Annotated in this window: 15 protein-coding genes; 7 read left to right on the top strand and 8 right to left on the bottom strand. The window is 71.2% G+C overall.

Annotated features, from left to right (window positions below):
* Positions 1-186: 186 nt before the first annotated feature.
* A complete protein-coding gene (locus MTP10_RS17970; protein WP_397334474.1) occupies positions 187-573 on the top strand; it encodes a hypothetical protein in 387 nt (128 codons plus the stop codon).
* Here the strand turns inward: MTP10_RS17970 and MTP10_RS17965 are convergent.
* From MTP10_RS17965 to MTP10_RS17950, 4 genes are all read right to left on the bottom strand, one after another.
* Positions 560-1,969 carry an NAD-dependent malic enzyme gene (locus MTP10_RS17965; protein WP_310710616.1) on the bottom strand — a complete coding sequence of 470 codons (1,410 nt, stop codon included), beginning with the start codon at positions 1,967-1,969 and terminating at the stop codon, positions 560-562. The genes MTP10_RS17970 and MTP10_RS17965 overlap by 14 nt on opposite strands.
* A gap of 123 nt (positions 1,970-2,092) precedes the next feature.
* Entirely contained in the window at positions 2,093-2,722 is a 630-nt protein-coding gene (locus tag MTP10_RS17960; RefSeq protein ID WP_310710615.1) for a cytidylate kinase-like family protein, read from the bottom strand.
* A gap of 26 nt (positions 2,723-2,748) precedes the next feature.
* Positions 2,749-3,690 carry a tetratricopeptide repeat protein gene (locus MTP10_RS17955; RefSeq protein ID WP_310710614.1) on the bottom strand — a complete coding sequence of 314 codons (942 nt, stop codon included), beginning with the start codon at positions 3,688-3,690 and terminating at the stop codon, positions 2,749-2,751.
* 96 nt (positions 3,691-3,786) lie between these two features.
* On the bottom strand, positions 3,787-4,299 hold the full coding sequence (locus MTP10_RS17950; RefSeq protein ID WP_310710613.1) for a MarR family transcriptional regulator: 513 nt from the start codon (positions 4,297-4,299) through the stop codon (positions 3,787-3,789).
* Between the two features lie 231 nt (positions 4,300-4,530).
* Between MTP10_RS17950 and MTP10_RS17945 the strand changes: the two genes are divergently transcribed.
* The 3 genes from MTP10_RS17945 (at position 4,531) to MTP10_RS17935 (ending at position 6,885) form a co-directional block, all read left to right on the top strand.
* Positions 4,531-5,883 (top strand): hypothetical protein, encoded by a 1,353-nt coding sequence (locus MTP10_RS17945; RefSeq protein ID WP_310710612.1) that lies wholly within the window; start codon positions 4,531-4,533, stop codon positions 5,881-5,883.
* A gap of 52 nt (positions 5,884-5,935) precedes the next feature.
* Complete coding sequence (locus MTP10_RS17940; RefSeq protein ID WP_310710611.1) at positions 5,936-6,607, top strand: DUF4230 domain-containing protein; 672 nt, start codon at positions 5,936-5,938, stop codon at positions 6,605-6,607.
* Between the two features lie 146 nt (positions 6,608-6,753).
* Positions 6,754-6,885: a hypothetical protein gene (locus tag MTP10_RS17935; RefSeq protein WP_310710610.1), complete on the top strand. Its 132-nt coding sequence runs from the start codon at positions 6,754-6,756 to the stop codon at positions 6,883-6,885.
* A gap of 16 nt (positions 6,886-6,901) precedes the next feature.
* On the opposite strand, the gene MTP10_RS17930 is transcribed toward MTP10_RS17935, so the two are convergent.
* Complete coding sequence (locus MTP10_RS17930) at positions 6,902-8,098, bottom strand: acetyl-CoA C-acetyltransferase (RefSeq protein WP_310710609.1); 1,197 nt, start codon at positions 8,096-8,098, stop codon at positions 6,902-6,904.
* Positions 8,099-8,182: 84 nt separating this feature from the next.
* Here MTP10_RS17930 and mce point away from each other — a divergent pair, with 84 nt between their 5' ends.
* The 3 genes from mce to MTP10_RS17915 all read left to right on the top strand — a co-directional run bounded on the left by mce (position 8,183) and on the right by MTP10_RS17915 (position 11,444).
* The gene (gene mce, locus MTP10_RS17925) at positions 8,183-8,605 is read left to right on the top strand and encodes a methylmalonyl-CoA epimerase (RefSeq protein WP_310710608.1); all 423 of its coding nucleotides are present in this window, start codon (positions 8,183-8,185) and stop codon (positions 8,603-8,605) included.
* Positions 8,606-8,797: 192 nt separating this feature from the next.
* Positions 8,798-10,084: a DivIVA domain-containing protein gene (locus tag MTP10_RS17920; protein ID WP_310710607.1), complete on the top strand. Its 1,287-nt coding sequence runs from the start codon at positions 8,798-8,800 to the stop codon at positions 10,082-10,084.
* 133 nt (positions 10,085-10,217) lie between these two features.
* Positions 10,218-11,444 carry an AI-2E family transporter gene (locus MTP10_RS17915; protein WP_310710606.1) on the top strand — a complete coding sequence of 409 codons (1,227 nt, stop codon included), beginning with the start codon at positions 10,218-10,220 and terminating at the stop codon, positions 11,442-11,444.
* Between the two features lie 18 nt (positions 11,445-11,462).
* Here the strand turns inward: MTP10_RS17915 and MTP10_RS17910 are convergent, their stop codons facing one another.
* From MTP10_RS17910 to MTP10_RS17900, 3 genes are all read right to left on the bottom strand, one after another.
* Complete coding sequence (locus MTP10_RS17910) at positions 11,463-12,257, bottom strand: alpha/beta hydrolase (RefSeq protein WP_310710605.1); 795 nt, start codon at positions 12,255-12,257, stop codon at positions 11,463-11,465.
* A gap of 103 nt (positions 12,258-12,360) precedes the next feature.
* Positions 12,361-13,128, bottom strand: a complete 768-nt coding sequence (locus MTP10_RS17905) for an SDR family NAD(P)-dependent oxidoreductase (protein ID WP_310710604.1) — start codon at positions 13,126-13,128, stop codon at positions 12,361-12,363.
* Positions 13,129-13,237: 109 nt separating this feature from the next.
* Positions 13,238-19,498, bottom strand: a complete 6,261-nt coding sequence (locus tag MTP10_RS17900) for an RHS repeat-associated core domain-containing protein (RefSeq protein ID WP_310710603.1) — start codon at positions 19,496-19,498, stop codon at positions 13,238-13,240.
* Positions 19,499-19,505 lie beyond the last annotated feature (7 nt).

The following is a 19,505-nucleotide window of genomic DNA, read 5'->3' as shown; positions in this document are numbered from 1 at the left end:
GTCACCCGCGTATCTCGCTCCCCTGGTCCGGCGTTGTGACGTTTTGCGGCTCCACGAACACGCGACGTGCGGGGCGTCCGCGTCTGAAACCACGCGGACGGCGGCACGGCGGAGGCCGGGTCCCGGCTGCTCGAACCCGCCCGGCTCGGCGCCTTGGACCTGCCCGACCGCCTCGTGATGGCGCCCATGACCCGCAACCGCGCCGGGGCCGACGGCGTCCCCGGGGAGCTCATGACCGCCTACTACGCGCAGCGCGCCTCCGCCGGGTTGATCATCGCGGAGGCCGGCACGCCGAACGCCGTGGGCCAGACGTATCCGAACATCCCCGCCATCCACCGCCCGGCGCACGTGGCCGGGTGGCGGCGGGTCACCGGCGCCGTGCACGCGGCGGCCGGCGACAACCCGGCTCGGGTGACGGGCAGCGGTCACGGAAGGTCCGGTCAAGGGGGCGGCGTTACGGCGGCGCGCCCCCATCCGGTCAGCGGCTGTCTCCCTGGAGGCCCCCAGCCCCGTACGGCGACCGGGGCCTGCCAGGCTGTGCCGTGGAAGACGATCGCCTCTATGCCTCGGTGAAGCCGCGCGCGCGGCCGCCGGCGGACTCGCGGACCGCCGCCGCGACCGCGCCCGCCACGTCCGGGTGGAACACGCTCGGGATGATGTAGTTGGGACCCAGCTCCTCGGGCGTCACGACGGCGGCCAGCGCCCCGGCGGCGGCCAGCAGCATCTGCGTCGACACCTCCGTGGCCTGCGCGTCCAGCAGCCCCCGGAAGACGCCCGGGAAGGCCAGCACGTTGTTGATCTGGTTGGGGTAGTCGGAACGGCCCGTCGCCACCACGGCCGCGTGCTCGCGGGCGTCGTCCGGCGAGACCTCCGGCTCCGGGTTGGCCAGGGCGAAGACCACCGCGTCGCGCGCCATCGTGGCGACGTCGTCGCCCGTCAGGATGCCCGGCGCCGACACCCCCACGAACACGTCCGCGTCCTTGACCGCGCCGCGCAGGTCGCCGGAGTAGCCCTCGGCGTTGGTGTGCTCGGCGATCCACCTCAGCGACTCGTCGAGGTCGTCGCGGCCCTTGTGGACGGCGCCGAGGTAGTCGCAGACCACGACGTTGCGGGCGCCGGCCGCGAGCAGCAGCCGCAGCACCGCGTTGCCGGCCGCGCCGGCCCCCGCCATGGTGATCCGCACGTCCTCGATGGACTTGCCCACCACGCGCAGCGCGTTGGTGAGCGCGGCGAGCACGCAGATGGCCGTGCCGTGCTGGTCGTCGTGGAAGACCGGGATGTCGAGCAGCTCGCGCAGCCGCCGCTCCACCTCGAAGCAGCGCGGCGCCGAGATGTCCTCCAGGTTGATGCCGCCGAAGCCGGGCGCGATGAGCTGCACGGTCCGGACGATCTCGTCGACGTCCTGCGTGTCGAGGCAGAGCGGCCAGGCGTCGATGCCGGCGAAGCGTTTGAACAGCGCCGCCTTGCCCTCCATGACCGGCAGCGCCGCCTCCGGGCCGATGTTGCCGAGGCCCAGCACCGCCGAGCCGTCCGTGACGACCGCGACCGTGTTGCGCTTGATGGTCAGCCGGCGCGCGTCCTCCTTGTTGCGGGCGATCGCCAGCGAGACCCGGGCCACGCCCGGCGTGTACGCCATGGACAGCTCGTCGCGGTTGCGCAGCGGCACCTTCGACACCATCTCGATCTTGCCGCCGAGGTGCATGAGGAAGGTCCGGTCAGAGACCTTGTGGATGACGACGCCCTCGACGGCCTCCAGCTGGTCGACGATGGCCTGGGCGTGGTCGGTGTCGCGCGCCGCGCAGGTGACGTCGATGCGGAGCTTCTCGTGGCCCGCGTTGGTGACGTCGAGGGCGGTGACCACGCCGCCCGCCGACTCTACGGCGTGGGTGAGCTGGCTGACGGCCTTGCCGCCTGCCGGCACCTCCAGCCGCACAGTGATGGAGTACGACACACTCGGGACGGTCGCCACGTCAATCGCTCCTTCGGGCCTGACCAAGAAGTTCTCCTATGGTAGGGGGAACACGGTCAGGCCGACGCCCCGGCCGTCGTCACGGGTGTGCGGAGCCCGTCGTCACCGGTGGGGAGAGCGCGGTCAGGACAGCGCTTCGGCCGCCGTGACGATCAGATCGACACAGGCCGGCACGGGGATGCTCGTGCTGTCGATCACGAGGTGGTAGAGGCTCGGGTCGGCCGCGTCGGCCCGGTAGAAATGGCGCACGTAGGCGGTGCGGGCGCGGTCGTTGCGCTCGATCATCTTGAGGGCCTCGCGCTCGTTGAGGTCCCTCAGCGTGGCCGTCTGGAGCACCCGTCGCCGCAACGGCGCGTCGAGCCGCACGTGCAGGGCGCCGGGATGGTCGGCGAGCACGATCGCGCCGGCCCGGCCCAGGAAGACGCCGCCCTGGGCGCGGGCCATCTCCTGGAGCACCTGCTCGGTGCGCCGGACGAACTCCTCGGGAGCCAGGGGCATGGCGCCCGCCATGTACACGTCCACGCCGCCGAAGGTCACCGTGGGCAGCCGCATCGCCCCCGCCAGCAGCCTGGCCAGGCCGTGCGCGGCGCGGTCGTCGTGGGCCAGCGCCTCCTCCAGGGTGCAGCCGAGCTCCTCGGCCACGGCGCCGGGGATCGCCCGGTCGACGAACGGCACGCCGAGGCACTCGGCCACGGCGGGGCCGATGTGGCCGCCCGCCGTGCCGTACGTCGCCGAGATGGTGACGACCCGCACACCCTCAGGTTAGAACAGCTCGAAGGTCAGAACAGCGCGTTGGCCAGGGCCCTGCGCGCTTTGGCCAGGGACGGGTCCTCGGCCGGGAGCGTCTCGAACAGGCCGAGCAGGTGGCGCCGCGCCCTGTCGCGCTCGTCGCCGGAGGTGCGCTTGACGACGGCCACGACGCGGGCGAACGCCTCGTCGACCGAGCCGGACAGCATCTCCATGTCGGCGGCGAGCAGGTGGGCGTCGATGTCGGCCGGGTCGGCCAGCCGCCGCTGCACGTCGGCCGGGTCGGCGCCGGTGGTGCGCTTGATCAGCCGGACGCCCGCCAGGCCCATCTTGGCGTCCTCGTCGCTGGGCACGCGGGCCAGCAGCCGCTCGTAGGCGGTCTCGGCCGCGTCGAGGTCGCCCTGCTCGATGGCCTGCTCGGCGGCCAGCAGGTCGGGATCGGCCGGAGGCGCCTCGGGCGCCTGCTCGCCGTCGCCGTCGCCCTGGGCCGGCCTGGCGTCGGGGTTGGCCTCGTAGAACTGCTCGACCGCGCCCATCAGCTCGTCGAGCCAGCGGCGCACCTCCTGCTCGGGCAGCACCTGCTGGAAGCCGGTCACCGCCTGCCCCTGGAAGACGGCGAGCACGGTCGGCACCGCCTGCACGCGCAGCGCCTGCGCGATCTGCGGGCTGGCGTCGACGTTGATCCTGGCCAGGACGGCCCGGCCACCCATGGACCCGACCACCTTCTCCAGCACGGGACTCAGCTGGGCGCTGCCCGGCGCCCGCGGCGACCACAGGTCGAGCACGACGGGCACGCTCATCGAGCGGTCGATGACGTCGGTCGTGAAGGTCTCCTCGGTCACGTCGACGATCGAGGCCGAGGAGGCCGCCTGCGGGCCCGCGGTCTCCCGCCGGGCCTGCGCGTCCAGAGCCTGCTTGCGCGCGCCCAGGTCCACCGCTCCGTAGAGCGACCCGGGCCTAGAGAAGTCCGCCATGCTCCTCATCTTGCCGCATGCCACGACGCGGGAGCGCCAGCGAGGGCCGCCGTCCGCCACGGGCCGAATCCGGACGCCGCGCGCCCGCACCGCCGATCACTCCCCGAAGTCGCCCGCGGCCACCCGGAGCGTGCGCAACTGGTCGAACATGGCGTGCAGCTCGTCCTCCCCGTACATCGACAGGCCGAAGTCGCCCGCCATCAGGTCGGCCGTGGCGCGGCGCACGACGTCGCGGCCCGCGTCGGTGATCTCCGCCAGCACGCCGCGGCCGTCCTTGGGGTTGCGCATGCGGCTGACCAGTCCGGACCTCTCGAGCCGGTCAACGGTGTTCGTGACGCTGGTCGGATGCACCATGAGACGCTCTCCGATCTTCCACAGCGGGAGCGCCCCCGTCCTGCTGAAGGTCAAGAGCACCAGCGCCTCGTACCTCGCGAAGGTCAAGTCGTACGGCTTCAGGAGCGAGTCAAGTTGCGACAGGAGGATCTGATGCGCTCTCATGATCGAAGTGACGGCGGCCATGGCGGAAGAGGGTCCGAAGTGAACACGCCAGGTCTGCGCGGCGCGTTCGATGGGATCGAACGGCAGGTTGAGCGGCTTCGGCTGCGACACAGCGCTACGGTAGCGCGCCGCTCGTCCCCATTCGTCTGGTTACTCTGAGCTATCGCATTCACTGCTTGGCCAAGAATCCGGACGTCAATCATCACGCTCAGTTATGGTTCTCGCATCAAACGGTGACGCGGACACCAAGTCCATCGGCGGTGGGGACCTGCCGGACTGCTGACGTTCCGCGTTCGCCTACGGGGCACGGGGGGTGCTTGATGGACTTCAAGGGGAGATCGCGTGCGTGAGCACGCGGGCGTCACACGTGAGGAACTGAAACAGAGCGCGGCCGTCACCGTCGCCGTGCTCATGGCGCTCGGTCTGGCCGCGGCATGGAGCGTCCTGATCCCTGGCGTGGACGCGTGGGAGAACATCGTGGCCGCGGTCATCGGCTCGCTCCGGCTGACCGGGCCCGTGGCGGCCGGTTTCGCCGCCTGGGTGGCGCTGCGCAAGCGGAAGGCGCTGCGCGGCCGGACGATCGGCGCGTGGCGGGCGCTCAAGGCACCGCTGGCGATCGTGGTGGTGGTGCTCGGGTCGTTCGCCGCGACCGTGCTGGTGCTGGCGGTCAAGACGGTCCTCACCGAGCAGGCCGGGCCGCTCGGCCTGCCGGGGCTGGGCGTGGGCATGGCCGGGCTGGCGCTCTACTCGGTGATCGGGTGGGTCGCGGGCTGGTTCGCGCCCGTGGCGATCATGCCGCCGCTGGCGGGGCTGGGCTGCTACCTGCTGTTCAGCCGGCTCGCCGCCGGCGGTGGCTGGACCGACCGGCTCACTCCGAGCGCCGGCCGGCCGTACGACCTGTTCCAGATGAGCGGCGGCGCGGCGTTCCTCGACCAGACGATCTGGCTGCTCGGCATCACGACGGCGCTGCTGCTCGGCTGGGCCGCGATGGTGACCCGGCAGGCGCTGGTGCTGGCCTGCGCGCTGCTGGCCGTGCTCGCGGCCGGCACCGGGGTGGCGCGGCTGCTGGGCGCGCCCAAGCCGGCCGCCGCGCAGGACATCGCCTACTCCTGTCAGGAGTGGCCGATCACCGTCTGCCTCCATCCGGCCATGCGGGCGGGCCTGACCGAGCTGGGTGCGGCGTTCACCAAGATCGCTTCGCGGCTGGCGGGCACCCCGGCGGCGTTCACGCGGGTCGAGCAGCGGCCGCTGGAGGACGAGCTGAGGCCGGTGCCCGGACTGGCGCCCATCCACGTGCGCGACCTGTCGGCGGGCTTCGCGGACGAGGCGTCGTACGAGTACGTCGAGTCGCTGGCGGCCAAGTGCACCGGCACCCCGGCCGACGGCTACCGGGAGATCGTGATGGCGTGGCTGCGGGGCGAGCCGCTGCCCGGAGGGCCGCTGCCGGAGCACGAGTACGCGGCGGCGTGGTTCTCCGGGCTGAGCGAGCACCAGCGGCGCGAGTGGCTGCGCATGTTCTTCAGCGACTTCCAGTCGTGCAGGCTGTCGAGCACCCACTTCGGCGGCGGCCCCGCCGAGACGCCGCGGGGCCGGTCGGGGGCGGCCCGGGTGGCCACGACCGCGGGCTCCCCCCAGCAGGTGTATCCGGTCTATCCGGACGCGGGCGACGCGCCCGTGACCGACTGGAGACCGTAGATGTCACCAAACGGCTGGCAATGATGATCCACGTCCGGGTAGTCAACACCGTATGACGACATCCCGTACGGCGCCCGCCACGGTCTCACCGGGGCGGCGCCGCAGGTGGCGATACGTGGCCGGCCTGCTGGTCCTCGCGGTCCTGCTCGTGGTCGGCGGCCGGTTGGCGTGGACCTGGCTGGACCCCACCGGCGAGCGGACCATCGACCGCAGCCAGCCCGTCCTGCTCCAGTCCATCAAGGACCTGAGCCGCTTCGAGGCCGCGACCGGCAGCTTCCAGGTCGTGGTCGACCTGGAGAAGGACGCCAACTTCCTGCCCGACGCCGTCAAGGGCACCCGGACGCTGTTCGTGGGGGCGGGCGGCGTCGACGCGTACGTGGACTTCTCGGGGCTCGCGGCCGACGCCGTGACGGTGTCGCCGGACCGGACCCAGGTCACGATCCGCCTGCCGCGCTCCCAGTTGGAGAAGCCCAACCTGGACAACAGCCGCTCGTACGTCTTCGCGCAGCAGCGCGGGCTGCTCGACCGGGTGCAGGACTTCCTGTCGTCCTCGCCGGGCGACCAGAGGGAGGTGTACGTGCTGGCCGAGAAGAAGATCGCCGAGGCGGCGGCCGCCAGCGACCTGCGCAGGCGGGCCGACACCAACACCAAGGCCATGCTGGAGGGGCTGCTGAAGTCGCTCGGGTTCACCAAGGTGACGGTGAAGTTCAGCGACGAGCCGTGACCTAGGCACCCCTAGGTACCTCAGGCCGTGCCCGTCCGTCCATGGGTGTCCAGGGATAAGGCATCCGCCCGATGTGGGCGGACGGGCCTTAGGACGAGTCTTGAGAGTGCAGGCAACAAGCACCTCAAGATCTGGGAGCCGGACTGATGCACGCCGAACTCGAGTACCTCGTCATGAAGAACCGCGCGGAGGAGCTGCGGCGCGTCGCCGACGACCACCGCCTCATCCGTCAGGTGAGCGGCCGCCGGCGGTCGCTGATCTCCAAGCTGTTCTCGTGACCCTCTCCCACGACTGTTAGCTCTCGTCCGGGGACGGGACGCGGATGATCAGGGCGTCGCCCTGGCCGCCTCCGCCGCACAGGCCGGCCGCGCCCAGCCCGCCGCCGCGCCGGCGCAGCTCGTGGGCGAGGGTGAGCACGATGCGCGCCCCCGAGGCGCCGATGGGATGGCCCAGCGCGATGCCGCCGCCGTTGACGTTGACCTTGTCCAGCGGCAGGTCCAGCTCCTTGGCCGACTGGAGCACCACGCTGGCGAACGCCTCGTTGATCTCGACCAGGTCCAGGTCGGCGACCGTGAGGTCCTGCTTGAGCAGGGCCTGCTTGATGGCGTTGGCCGGCTGGGACTGGAGCGAGGCGTCGGGACCGGCGACGTTGCCGTGCCGGCCGATCTCCGCCAGCCACGGCAGGCCCAGCTCCTCGGCCTTGGCGCGCGACATGACGACGACCGCGCAGGCGCCGTCGGAGATCTGCGAGGACGACCCCGCCGTGATCGTGCCGTCGGCCGCGAACGCCGGGCGCAGCTTGGCGAGCGTCTCCGCCGTGGTGTCGCCGCGCACGCCCTCGTCATCCTTGACGACCAGCGGCTCGCCGCGCCGCTGCGGGACCTCGACGGGCACGATCTCGTCCTCGAGGACGCCGTTCTTGACGGCCGCGGCGGCGAGCTGGTGCGAGCGGGCCGACAGGGAGTCCTGCTCCTCGCGGCCGATGCCGAGGCGGGCGTTGTAGCGCTCGGTGGACTCGCCCATCGCGCACTGGTCGAACGCGCAGAACAGGCCGTCGTGGGCCATCGAGTCGACGATCTCGGAGCCGCCGTACTTGACGCCCCTGCGCAGCCCCGGCAGCAGGTGGGGGGCGTTGCTCATCGACTCCATGCCGCCCGCGACGACGATGTCGAACTCGCCCGCGCGGATGAGCTGGTCGGCCAGCGCGATGGCGTCGAGGCCGGACAGGCACACCTTGTTGATGGTGATCGAGGGGACGGTCATGGGGATGCCGGCCCGGACGGCGGCCTGGCGGGAGGGGATCTGCCCGGCGCCGGCCTGGAGGACCTGGCCCATGATGACGTACTCGACGTCCCCGGGCGCCACGCCGGCACGCTCCAGCGCGGCCTTGATGGCGATGCCTCCCAGCTCCACGGCCTGCAGCCCGGACAGCGCCCCGAGGAGCCTGCCGATCGGGGTGCGCGCTCCGGCGACGATGACGGAACCAGACATGGCGACGGCCTCCTGTGCGGGCAAGGGGTTCTTTGACACCATACCCACGGGTGCACGCTCGACGGCTATGGAGGCTGACCACACATGTTCATGCGGATCGACCACATCGGGATCGCCTGTCACGACCTGGAGGAGAAGATCGCGCTCTTCTCCGAGACGTTCGAGCTCAGCGTCGTCGCGCGGGAGGTGAACGAGGAGCAGGGGGTCAAGGAGGCCATGCTGCACATCGCCGACGGCGAGGGCGGCGGCTCCTACATCCAGCTCCTGGAGCCGCTGTCGCCCGACTCCCCCGTCGGCAAGTTCCTCGCGAAGCGCGGCGAGGGTGTGCATCATGTGGCGTTCGGGGTGCCTGATGTGGTTGAGGCGATCGATAGAATCGGCGGGAAAGGCGTACGTGTCCTGGACGAGCGGCCCAGGCACGGCTCGATGGGCTCGCAGATCGCGTTTCTGCATCCGAAGGACGTGGGAGGAATGCTGACGGAGTTGGTCCAGGCGACCAGGTCGTAACAAACGCAAAAAACGTTCATATGTAACTAGTCGCGCAGAAAGTTGGACGGGGCTTCAGACTCGGCACCGGCGGAGTACTCTGGCCTTCCACCGGACATGGGGCCTGCCGTGAGGCACAGGCTCCCGGCTCGGCTGCCCCGAACCCCCCGTCCGGCCCGTGTAGCCGTCTCGACAACCCAGGATCGAGCCTCCATGCAGTCCGACATCGACGCCCAGCTCAACAACTTCTTCGAGGACGCCCCCGCACGCGAGTTCGACGTGGTCCTCCGTGGTTATGACCGTCACCAGGTTCATGATCACCTGAAGCAGCTCGACGGCGAGTTGCGCCAGGCTCGGGAGCAGGTCTCCACCCTGCAGCGCGATCTGTCCGACTCCCAGCGCCAGCTGCAGGAGCAGGAGCGCCCCACCTACTCCGGTCTGGGCGCCCGTATCGAGCAGTTGCTGCGGCTGGCCGAGGAGCAGGCCACCGAGCTGGTTCAGGCTGCGAGATCCGAGGCCAACGAGATCAAGGCGGCGGCCAAGGTCGAGGCCGCCGACATGAGGGCGGCCGCCGAGGCGGAGGCGGCCGAGAAGCGCGCGCAGGCCACCCGCGAGAGCGACGAGATGCGCACCACCGCGGAGCGCGAGGCGGAGGACATCCGCTCGACCGCGCGCCGCGAGGCCGACGAGCTGACCAGCACCACCGAGCGCGAGGTCGCCAAGCTGCGGGCCACCGCCGACCACGAGGTGGCCGAGAAGCGGGCCGACGCCGAGCGTGAGATCGCCAAGCTGCGCACCACCACCGAGCGCGAGGTGGCCCAGCTGCGGGCCTCGACCAAGCGCGAGCGTGACGAGGTGCTGACCACGGCCAAGCGGCAGGCCGACGAGATGCGGGCGCAGGCGCAGCGGGTCCTGGAGGAGTCCGAGGCCAAGCGGGCGCAGGACGAGGCGGAGTTCGAGATCCAGCTCGCGTCCCGGCGTGAGGAGGCGGAGCGCCAGGAGGCGGAGCGCCACGCCACCGCGCAGGCCGCGACGCAGAAGCTGGTCGCCGAGGCCGAGCAGCGCGCCGCGACGGCCGAGTCCCGCGCCACCAAGGCCACCCAGCAGGCCGAGCAGACCCGCCGCGAGGCCGACCTGCACGCCAAGCAGCTGGTCGCCAACTCCCGCAAGAACGCCGACCAGATCGTGTCCGAGGCGAAGTCGAGCGCCGAGACGATCGTCACCGAGGCCAAGAACGAGGCCGAGCGCACCCGCTCGTCCATGCAGCGTCAGGTGGACGAGCTCACCCGCCAGCGCGACAGCATCACCAGCCACCTGGCGCAGCTGCGCCAGCTGCTGGGCGGCGCCGCGCTGCCGGGCATGGAGCCCGAGCCCGCGGTCACGGCGGCCCCGCCGAAGCCCGCGCTGTCGGCGCCGGTCAGCGACAAGCCGCTCGCGCCCGCCCCGGCCGCCAAGCAGGAGGCCAAGGCCGAGGACGACGCGGAGTGGTGGCAGGAGTAGCCCGCATCACCTGGGGGTGAATGACGGCTGAGAGAGCCTGGCGACCGGGTGGTCGCTAGGCTCTCTTTCTGTTGCCGGCCCCTTCCGGGCTCCGGCGCCTGGTCCGCCGCCCCCCGACCTCCAGGAGCCCTCCTTGTCCGCAGACGTCGCGTCCGACGCCGCCCAGGACCCGGCAGCCGACCGGCCGCCGTCCTCCGCCTCCACCCTGCCACCCGAAGGCCCGCCACCCGAAGGCCGGTCGCCCGAAGGCCGGTCGCCCGAAGGCCCGGCTTCTGAAGGCCGGTCACCCGAAGGCCGGTCGCCCGAAGGGCCGACGGCGTACGGGCTGCCGGGCAAGCCGCTGGCTCGCGGGCCGTTCCTGTTCGGGCTGGTCGGCGGGCTCGGTGTGCTGACGGCGATCGCCATCGCGCAGATGGTGGTCGCCTCGCTCAGCGTCATCGTCCTCGTCGTGGTGGCGATGTTCCTGGCCGTGGGGCTGAACCCGGCCGTCGAGGCGTTGCAGCGGCGCGGCCTGGCCCGGCGGGGCGCGATCTCGATCGTGTTCGCCGGCGTCATCGTGGGCTTCGTGCTGTTCGGGCTGGCCGTGGTGCCGCCGGTGAGCAAGGAGCTGGCCGACTTCGTCGCGGCGGTGCCCGGCTACGTGAGCGAGCTGAGCAACCATCCGACCCTGCGCCGGCTCGACGCCGACTACCAGATCCTGCCGAAGCTGGCCCAGTTCGTCACCGGCACGGTCGGCCCGTGGCTGGCCAGCGGCGTCGTCGGGGCGGGGCTGGTGGTGCTCGACGGAGTGTTCACCACGGTGACGCTGCTCGTGCTGATGCTGTACTTCCTCGGCTCGCTGCACACGATCAAGGCGTACCTGCTCAGGCTCGTGCCGGCCTCGCGGCGGGAGCGGACGGCGGCGCTGTCGGAGCAGATCCTGGCCGGCATCGGCGGCTACGTCGCGGGCAACGTGATCATCTCGATCATCGCGGGCGCGCTGACGTGGATCTTCCTGTCGATCCTCGGCGTCAGGTACGCGCTGGCGCTGGCGCTGGTGGTGGCGCTGACGGACCTGATCCCGCTGGTGGGCGCCACCATCGGCGCGGTGCTGGTCTCCGCGGTGGCGCTGCTCCAGTCGCTGCCCCTGGGCATCGCGTGCGCGATCTTCTTCGTCGTGTACCAGCAGATCGAGAACTACCTCGTCTACCCGCGGGTGATGAAGCGCTCGGTGGACGTGACGCCCGCGGTGACGGTGATCGCCGCGCTGGTCGGCGGCGCGCTGCTCGGCATCGTCGGCGCGCTGCTGGCCATCCCGGTCGCCGCCGCCATCGCGCTGATCATCCGGGAGATCGTCCTGCCTCGCCAAGCCGAGGCCTGATCATCCCGTCGTCCCTGATCATCCGGGCGATCGTGCCGCCTCGCCGAGCTCGGACGTGAGGAACTCGGTGACCGCCGCGTTGAACGCCTCGGGCTGCTCGACCGCGCTCAGGTGACCGGCCTTCGGGATGACCTCCAGCCGTCCGTGCGGCGCGGCGCGGACCATGGCCTCCGCCTCGGCGGGCGGCGCCAGCTCGTCCTCCTCCCCCACGATGACGAGCAGCGGCACCTTGAGGGCGGCCAGGGTGGCGGCGGAGTCGGGGCGGGCCGCCATGGCGCGCTGCGCCCAGGCCACCGCCCCGGGCGGCGCGGACTGGACGAGGCCCTTGACCCGGCCCACGACCATGGCCCGCCGATCCTTGGTGGTCGGCCCCATGAGCGCGGGCAGCACGTCGGTGAGGAGCACGTCGGTGCCGCCGGACAGCACCGCCTGGGCGATGCGCTCGCGGTTGTCGCGGGCCGGCTGCGGGTCGGGGCCGGCCTTGGTGTCGGCCAGGACGACGCCGAGGACCCGGTCGGGGTGACGCCGGCAGAAGGCCATCGTCACGTACCCGCCCATCGACAGGCCGCCGACCACCGCCTGGTCGATGCCCTCCTGGTCGAGCAGCGCGGCCACGTCGTCGGCCATCGCGTCCACGGAGGGCTCGTCCTCGCCCAGCCGCGATCCCCCGAAGCCGCGCAGGTCGGGCGTGATGACGCGGCAGGTGGCCGCCAGCCCTTCGCGCTGCGCCAGCCACATGGCGGAGGAGAGGGGGAAGGCGTGGAGCAGTACGACCGGCAGGCCGGTTCCCGCTGATCTCGTGTAGAGCTGCACGATCACACGGTAGACCGGTTCCCTTGGACAATCACTTCACGTCACATACCGATATACCCGGTTATAGACGACCGTTTCCCCGGGTCTACCGGAAAACGACAGGTCAGCTCGCGCCGATGGCCGTGGACCCTCCGTCCACGAAGAGCACCTGACCCGTCACGTACGCCGACGCGTCCCCGGCCAGGAACACCGCCGGATGCGCCATCTCCTCCGGCGTCCCCCAGCGGCGCATCGGAACCCCGCCGACCGTGGCGCGGCTCGCCGCCTCGTCCTCCCACAGGTTGCGGTTGAGCTCGGTGGCCGTCCAGCCGGGGCACAGGGCGTTGACCCGGACGCCCGACTGCGCCCACTCGACCGCCAGCGTCCTGGTGAGCGCCACCAGGCCGGCCTTCGCCGCCGCGTACCCGGCGAGGAAGGGGGCGCCGAGCGCGGCCACCGACGCGACGTTGATCACCGAGCCGCTGCCGCGTTCGAGCAGGTGCGGGGCGATCGTGTGGCAGACGACCATGGCCGAGTCGAGGTTGAGCCGCATGAGCTTGTCCCACCCGGACAGCCGCAGGTCCTTGAACTCGACCATGAAGTTCGAGCCGCCCGCGTTGTTGACGACGATGTCGACGTGCCCGAGTCCCTCGACGGCCTGCCGTACGGCGTCCGCGGCGGCCTCGCGGTCCGTGAGGTCGGCGGGGATCACCAGGGCACGCCGGCCACGGGCCTCGACCTCCTTGGCGACCTCGGACAGGGAGTCGGCCGAGCGGGACACGAGGGCCACGTCCGCTCCCGCCTCGGCGTAGGCGAGCGCGATGGCCCGTCCGATGCCCTTCGACGCCCCGGTGACCAGAGCCTGCTTGCCAGTGAGATCGAACGCGCCCACGCCGCCTCCTCGAAATCGAAACCGAATAAGATTCTATGGACTCGGCGCCCAGGAACGCCACCGGCGCGGGACCACGAGGGTCCCGCGCCGGCGTCCTGTCACAGGCTGGTCAGCCTCCCAACCCTCCGAAGATGATGTCGAGAGCGTCGGCCAGACCGCTCTTGTCCATGTATTGCGTCACCTTGAAGCCGGTCTCGGCGATCGTGCCCGTCCTGGTGTTCTCCGGCTCGATCTTCTCCGGTCTGAAGATCTGCCGCTCACCCTGGCCGGAGCCGCCGGGCCGGGCCGCGGGCGGCGGTCCGTCGGGGTACATCCGGCCGTCGCGGTAGACGGTGTAGGACTGGGTCGGCTGGGTCGAGCCGTCGTTGCGGTAGATCTGGCTCGGCCGTGGCTGCATCGGCTGCCGGCTGTCCCTGGGCGGTGCCTGCCGCTGCTGCGCCCTGTGACTCGTGGGCCGCTGCGCCGGACGCTGCCGGGCCTGCTGGATTCCCCTGGGGACGTGGCCGGAGCGCCTGTTGCGGGTTCTGGCCGCCGCGGAGGCCCGGCGCTTCGCCGCCGCGTCGGCGGCCTTTCTCCTCGCCTCTCTTCTCGCCGCGGCCGCGGCCCGCCGCTGCGCCCGTGCCGTCGCCGCCTTCCTCGCTCTCTCGGCCGCTCTCTTCTTGGCCTGTTCCTGGAGCTTCTTCCTGGCCGCGGCCGCGGCCTTCTTCTTCGCCGCCTCCAAGGCCCGCTTCTTGGCCTCGGCCGCGGCTCTCCGCCTGGCCTCCGCCAGCGCGCGGCGCTTGGCCGCCGCGATGGCGGCCCGCCTGGCCGCCGCACGCGCCGCCGCGATGGCGGCCCGCCTGGCGGCGGCCATCGCCAGCCTCCTGGCGATGATCTGCGCCGAGACCCTCACCACGATGATGGCGACGACCCAGAACAGCTGCCCGTCGGGGTCGCTCATGGTGACGGGGCTGTTGTTGGCGTAGGCGTAGGCGTTGAGCTGCTGCGGGTTCTGCTCCTCCATGACCGGGTCGACCGACAGGAAGCGCCCGAGCTTGGGGTCGTACTCGCGGGCCCCGAGGTGGACCAGGCCGGTGGTGGCGTCCTGCGTGCCGCCCACGAACCCGCGCTGCCCCGGCCAGAACGCCGGGGGCGAGCCCCGGTTCTCGCCGAACGGCGTCGTCCTCCGTACGGCCAGCTCACCGGTCGCGGCGTTCACCGCGGCCTGCGAGGTGCCCTGGTGGTCGTTGGCCAGGAAGTAGACCTGGTTGTCCGGCGTGCGCACCGCGATGGGCTCGCCGCCGATGGTGTAGTAGCGGGTCTGCTCGACGGCGTCCTTGGCGAAGTCGAAGCGCAGCTCCATGTCGTCGATGTAGAGCGTGGAGTCGGTCGGCGTCTTGCGGATCAGCCGGTCGCCGTCCGCGTCGTACACGAAGGACGTGGTCTTGCCCGCCTCCGTCACCGACTCCAGGTTGCCCTCGGCGTCCCAGACCAGGCTCTGGTCGGAGTTGCCGACCTTGCGCCTGGTGGTGTTGCCGGCGTCGTCGTACTCGAACAGATCCTGCCCGACGGTCTGCAGCGCGTGCGGCTGCTTGCCGCCCGCGGCCGGGTAGGTGTAGTCACGCGTGCTCGCGCCCCCGCCGCCGAAGGCGTGCTTGGTCTCCTTGAGCCGGTTGCCGGTGGAGTCGTAGGCGTAGCTGACCGCGTACGGGGCCACGCCGCCGATCTTGTCCGACTGCGGGGTGCCGCTGGCGCAGTCGTCGTTGGCCGTCCACGCCGAGGTCAGCCGGCGCAGATGGTCGTAGGTGAAGCACTGCGTGTCGGGGCCACTGGCGCCCTTGTCGGCGATCTTGGTGATGTTGCCGATCGCGTCGTAGCTGTAGTTGAGGTCCAGGTCGGTCGCCGGGGCGCCCTCCCTGTCCACCCGCATCCGGGACAGCCTGCGGGTCGCCTCGTCGTGGGTGTAGGTCAGCCAGGTCTTCTTCGTCCCGGAGCCCAGCTCGTACTGCAGGGTCTCGCCCAGCTTGGAGTAGCGGGTCGCGTTCACGTACGTCGACAGGCCGGTGACCTTGGTCGGCTGGCTGAGCGCGTCGTAGCTGTAGACGACGGACTCCTCCTCCAGCCCGCCGGCGGCCGGGAAGCTGACGGACTGCACCTGGTCGTCGATCGTGTAGCGGGTGTTGAGCACGTACGAGCCGGCCAGCTTCCCCTCCCGCTCGGGGATGGTGACGGTCTCGCGCAGCGGGCGGTAGTCGGTGTCGATGGCGTTGATCTCGGCCTTGTACGCCTGCCCGCCCACGTAGCGGACGCTGGCGTTCATGTGGCCCTTGGCCAGCGCGTCGTACTGCCACTCGGCCAGCAGCGGACCGGTCGCGGAGCCCTCGTGCAGCTCCTTCTTGCGGCCCAGCTCGTCGTAGACGTAGTACAACGTCTTGCCGCGCGAGTCGGTCGTGGTGACCAACTCGTCGGCGTCGTTGTACGTCATCGTCGTGACGCCCTTGTCCGGGTCCTCCATCTTGATCTCGCGGCCGCGCATGTCGTAGTGGTGACGCCACACGTTGCCCGCCGGGTCGGTCACCGTGGACAGGCGGCCGGCGTGGTCGTAGGAGTACTTGGTGGCCTCGTACTCGCCCGTCGGGGTGGCGCCCTTGTACTGGCGCAACTCGATGAGCCGGTCGTCGGCGTCGCCGATGCGGGTCGTGGCGGTGCCTCCGGGCGGCGGCGTCACGTGCATCCGGTCGCCCTGCTGCGTGGTGCTGACCCGGTACTTCTCCTGGCCCTTCGCCTTGAGGATCTGGGCGTTGACGTCCCCGCTGCCGTCGAAGGTCACCACGACCTGGTTCGGCACATCCGCGTCGGCGACGCCGAGCAGGTCGGTGGAGGGCGCCCCGGTGGCGAAGTAGCCGGTGTTGGACTTGGCCGCCTCGCCCAGCGAGTTGTAGAAGATGTCGGTGATCGTGCGCCCGTCACGCAGCGCCGGGTCCTGCGTCTGGTCGTCGCGGGGGGCGGGCTCCTGGGTCTGGCGCTTGCGCATCAGGCCGTCGTACAGCTCGTGGCTGGCGCTGTAGGTGCCGTCCGCGTTCAGCGTCTTCGTGGTGACGACGCTCGGGCCGTCGGTGCGCATGGTGTAGGAGAACTCGGTGCTGGGCGTCTGCCCGGCCGCCTTGCTGCGGTCGGGCTGCCAGACCTTGATCAGGCGGCCGAGCGCGTCGTACTCCATGTCGGTGCGGCGGTTGTTCGCGTCGATCTCGGCGTACGGCTCTCCCCAGGCCGGTTCGAGCAGCGTGCGATCGACGTGGCCGAGCTGGTTGACCTCCTTGACCTCGGTCGGGGGCGCGCCTGCCGCCGGGACGTAGGTGGTGGTGGACTTGGTGCCCACCGCGTCGGTCTCGCTGGTCTCGCGGCCGTAGGCGTCGTAGGTGTGGGTGCTCTCGACGATCGTCGCGCCGTCCCCGGAGACGGTGTGCTCGACCGTGGTCACGTCGCCCTTGCTCGGCGCCTGGCCGTACGCCTTGTTGTCGTACTGGACCTTCTCGTCGGAGATGATCTCACCGGCGGCCAGCGTGGACACGGCGGTGCCGCAGCCGGCGGCGACCTTCTGGATCCGGCTGGTGTAGTCGAGCATCCAGCTCGTGTCGTTGCGGGCGTAGGTGTAGCGGGTGCACTGGTCGTCGTCCGTCGTGGCCAGGTCGCCCTTCTCCTCCACCTGGGTGAGCAGGCCCTTGGTGTCGTACGCGCGCTCCTCGCCGGTACGCCGCCACTTGCCCCCTTCCAGCGCGGTGCGGGTGACCATGGACTTGGGCTCGACCACGTACGCGGCCTTGGTGACGCCGTCCTGCGTGGACTCGGCGGTCTTGACCGACCAGGGCTCCTCCAGCGTGGCGGTCAGGACGGCCCCTCCGTCGCCGTCGTAGAGGATCTCCTCCCGCTCGAAGCCGGCGAGCTGGTCCAGGTCGTCGAGCTTGCCGCCCTCGGTGTCCGTGACCTGCGCGCTGCGCTTGGAGCCGTCGGCCTGCTTGTCGCCGTGCATGCCGCGGAAGTACCGGAACTCCGTCAGCGTGCGCTTGGCGTCCTGCCCGTCACCCTGGCGCACCCGTACGCGGCCGTATCCCCGGAAGTCGGCCCACGTGCGGTGCTCGGCCTTGACGAGGACGTTGTCGGCGTAGTGCCAGGCGGCGCCGTCGAGGTACTCGTAGTCGGTGACGACGTTCGGCGCGCCGCCGACGCGGTCCACCTCCATCGTCTGCGTGACCACGTACTTGTGGAACCAGTCGGTGACCTCGGCCTCGTTCGGCGGTGACCACCGCTGCGGGAAGCAGCGCCTGGTGTTCTTGTCGGCGGTGGGCACGTCGCCGGGCTTGCAGTCGGCGGCGGAGTAGTTGACGCGCAGCTCGCCGCCGGACTCGTTGTTCACGGCCTGCACGCGCCACTTGACCAGCGGGGCGCGGCCCTCGTTGGCGTCCACCCGGTTGGGCAGCTGGACGCCGGTGAACGTGACCTTGGGCAGCGTGATCGTGCCGCCCACGTGGCCGCTCTGCTGGATCGACGCCAGCCACAGCGCCGGGCTCATGCCGTCGCCGGAGGCGGGGAACTGGTGTGTCAGCGTCCAGGAGTCCACCGGGGTGTACTGGCCCGAGGCGTTGACGATCTGCGTGGTGACCTTGGTCAGGCGCTTGCGCGTGAAGAACGTCGGCGCCAGACGGTCGGTGCACTTCACGCCGGAGTCGCAGATCTGGTCGAACGGCACGTCCGGCCAGGAGCTCGCGGTCTCCTTCTTGAGCTGGTCGGCGGCGCAGGTGATCGTGCCGCTGGGCAGGCAGCGCTCGGCGACGTCGAAGACGACGCGGGCGGCGGGAGCCTTGGTGAACAGCTCGTTCTGCAGGTAGCCGTAGTCGATGCGGGTGAGGTACCCGGCGCGGTCGTACACGGTGCCCTGTTCGGGCTTCATGTTACGGCCGTAGTAGTTCTTCTCCTGGGCGTACCAGTACGTGGTGGCGTTGCCGTGGGTGTCCACCGCGTAGTCGAGGTTCCACCGGTACGCCTGCTGGCACCAGGCGTTGGCCGGGGTGCTGTTGTAGCAGGGCTCCCCGCTGTTGTTGCCGAACACCGGAACCGTCTGAACCGACTTCGTCTCCGGCTTGCCGGTGGCCCAGCCGGGCAGGCGGTTCAGGCCGAAGGTGTACTGGGTGCCGTCGGCGCCGGTGACGCGCCAGTACTCGCCGTTGTTGTCGCCGTTGGTGGCGCCGGTGAGGTACTCGATGCGGGTGCCGTCGTCGCGCTTGGGCCGCCACTGCTTGGTGGTGGCGTCCTTCACCAGCTCGATGGCCGAGTTGCCGAGCGACAGGGTGACGTTCTCCCCGCTCCAGCACAGGTCGCCGGTCTTCTTGCCGTCGACCATGCAGGACTTGTAACGGCGCTCGACGTAGCCGCTGGGGTTCAGCTCGAAGCCCTCACCGACCCAGGACGTCTGGTTGTTGGTGGAGGCGGTGCGGCCGTCCACGCTCTGCGAGGAGTAGTCGATCGACAGCTCAGGCTCGTCGCCGCCCAGCGCCGGTGGACTTCTCAGGTCGTAGTCCCAGTTGAAGTCACCCGACTGGGCTCCGACGCTCCAGCTCGCCGACGGGGCGAGGGAGGTGGCGGCGTGGTCGCCCGCCGGTCCCGACGACGCCGCCGTCACCGCGTACAGGGCGGGGGTGTCGAGCTCGGCGGTGATCGTGCCGGCCTTCGTGTCGTTCTTGGAGGGCACCGGCTCCGGCAGCGGGCAGTTCGCTCCTGTGGTGGCCGTCAGCGCGCAGTCGGGCAGCTTGACCATGCGCAGCCGGGAGCCGTAGTCGCCGCCGAACGCGTAGCGGAAGCCCGAGTAGTCGAACTGGAGCCGGGTCTTGCCGGCCTTGGCCGCGACGCCCTGGCCGGGCGAGACCCGGAGGGCGACGCCGAGCAGGCCGGCGCGCTGGGTCTGCGCGGTGTCGAGCAGCTCCACCCGTACCGGACCGGCGTCGGCGGCCTTGGCCGTCTTCGCGTCGCCGCTCGCGGGTTCGGCCAGCCGTACGGGGAAGGACGAGTCGGCGGCCTTGAGCTGGGCGGCGCCACCCAGCTCGACGGCCTGCGGCTTGGGCCAGGTCACGCCTGGCGGCGCCTTCCACGCCTGTTTCTCGGTCGGGTCGGCCAGCTCGGGCAGCACCGGCACGGGCTTGCCGGTGACGGGCTTCTCCTTCTGCACCGCCGGTGCCGTGCGGGGCGCGGCGCTCGCGGGCTGGGCGGGCGCCAGGGGTGCGAGGACGAGGACGGACAGCACGGCCGCCAGTCGGCGTGGCCACGCCGACTCGCGCATCGCGCCCTGTAAACGATTCCAGTAGGACTCGGACAGATCTGACTCGGACGGTGTATCCATGATCACC

It is taken from the genome of Nonomuraea sp. 3-1Str (genome assembly GCF_031570565.1).
Lineage (GTDB): Bacteria > Actinomycetota > Actinomycetes > Streptosporangiales > Streptosporangiaceae > Nonomuraea.
This window is presented reverse-complemented; position numbering and strand designations above follow the sequence as displayed.